General features: G+C 64.0%; 2 protein-coding genes. One reads left to right on the top strand and one right to left on the bottom strand.

Translation table 11 applies throughout. The features are described from left to right. Positions 1-168: 168 nt before the first annotated feature. Positions 169-783 carry a cytochrome c family protein gene (locus RMO89_RS00010; RefSeq protein ID WP_310530450.1) on the top strand — a complete coding sequence of 205 codons (615 nt, stop codon included), beginning with the start codon at positions 169-171 and terminating at the stop codon, positions 781-783. A 394-nt stretch (positions 784-1,177) separates the two neighbouring features. Here the strand turns inward: RMO89_RS00010 and RMO89_RS00005 are convergent. Next, the coding region (locus tag RMO89_RS00005) for an RlmE family RNA methyltransferase (RefSeq protein WP_310530449.1) at positions 1,178-1,754 on the bottom strand (577 nt) is incomplete at its 5' end.

Below are 1,754 nucleotides of genomic sequence, written 5' to 3'. Positions count from 1 at the left end.
CGCCCGGCCACCCATTCCAGAATATCCTTCCGATGGGTGGCCGGGCGGAGGAGAGGGCCGGTGCCGCCGTGCCGATCTTGTCGGCAATACAAACAACTGTCTTGCGCTTGGAGCGGCGCAACACTAGAGCGCGCGACAACTGCCAATAGTGAACCCTGGGGCTCATCGATGGACGACCGTTTCAACACCACTGCCGGCTGGGTGCTCGGCGCCGGCATTATCGCGCTGGGCCTTTCAAGCATCAGCGGACGCTATTTCCATGCTGACAAGCAGCACCGTCCTGAAAAGATGGGCTACGAAATCGCGGGCGTCGTTTCCAGCGAAGGCGGCGCAGCCAAGGAAGAACCGATCGAGGCGCGCCTTGCCGCTGCCGATCCGGCCAAGGGCGAAGCCACCTTTGCCAAGTGCAAGTCGTGCCACACGATCGATGCGGGCGGCGCCAACGGCATCGGCCCGAACCTCAACGGCACGGTCGGCAAGCCTGTCGCCAGCCATCCCGGCTTTGCCTATTCCGACGATCTCAAGAAGGTCGGCGGCAAGTGGGACTGGACCAATCTGGACCACTGGCTGAAAAGCCCCAAGGCGATGGCCGCCGGCACCAAGATGACTTTCGCCGGCCTGTCTGACGGTGCCGAGCGTGCCAACGTGATCGCTTATCTCAACACGCAGGGTTCAAACCTGCCGCTCCCCGCTGCGCCGAAGGCTGAAGCCGCCGATGCCGGCAAGGAAGGCGAACCCGCCGCCGCCGCATCGGGCGCCCCGGAAGCTGCCGCGAAGAAGTAAGCTTTTCGCAGCACGAGTTTCAGAGGGCGGGGCCGGAAGGCTCCGCCCTTTTCGTTTGGGGAAACAAGGCCGAGACTGCCCAGCAACGTCATCCTGAACTTGTTTGTGCTTCGCACGTCTTCGACTCCAGTATCCATTACGCTTTGGGCACGGTTCGCGCCTTCGACAGCGCAACTGCGCCGTTGCACCTATTAGAGCATAGATCGGAGCGTGAGGCCCGATGGATCCTGAAACAAGTTCAGGATGACGTTTGTGCTAGGAGTCCGCGAGGTTCCTGCCGTTTTGATGGCGCGGACTCGTCGTCCCGGACCTGATCCGGGACCGGTGGAGACTTGGCGCAACATTGCCTCGATCAGGCCAGCGGTCCCGGATCAGGTCCGGGACGACGACAGGTTTATGGCCGTCCCTTGAACCCTTGCGCGATCACGTACCACTCCGACGAATCCTTGCGGCTCGCGGGCGGCTTGGCGTGCTTGACGGTGGCGAAATGGCGCTTGAGCAGAGTGAGCAGCGCGGCGTCGGTGCCGCCGGCCAGCACCTTGGCGACAAACGCCCCGCCCGGGGCCAGCGCGGCGATGGCGAAGTCCGCCGCCGCCTCGACCAGGCCCATCGTGCGCAGATGGTCGGTCTGTTTGTGGCCGACGGTATTGGCCGCCATGTCTGACAGGACGAGATCCGGCGGACCGTCAAGCGCCCCGGCAAGCGCGGCGGGGGCTTCGTCGGCCATGAAGTCCATTTCGAAAATCGTTACGCCTGCGATTGGATCGGTCGGCAGCAGGTCGATCCCCACTATCGCCGCGCCCGGCGCGCGCTTGGCGACGATCTGCGCCCAGCCGCCCGGCGCGATGCCGAGGTCGATCACCGCCTTGACCCCCTTGAGCAGGCCAAAGCGCTCATCGAGTTCGAGCAATTTATAGGCGGCGCGACTGCGGTAATTGTCGGCTTTGGCGCGGCGTACGTAAGGATCGTTC

The organism is Novosphingobium sp. (genome assembly GCF_031424035.1).
Classification (GTDB): Bacteria; Pseudomonadota; Alphaproteobacteria; order Sphingomonadales; family Sphingomonadaceae; genus Novosphingobium.
The sequence above is the reverse complement of the archived record's forward strand: the minus strand, read 5'-3'. Positions and strand labels throughout refer to the sequence as shown.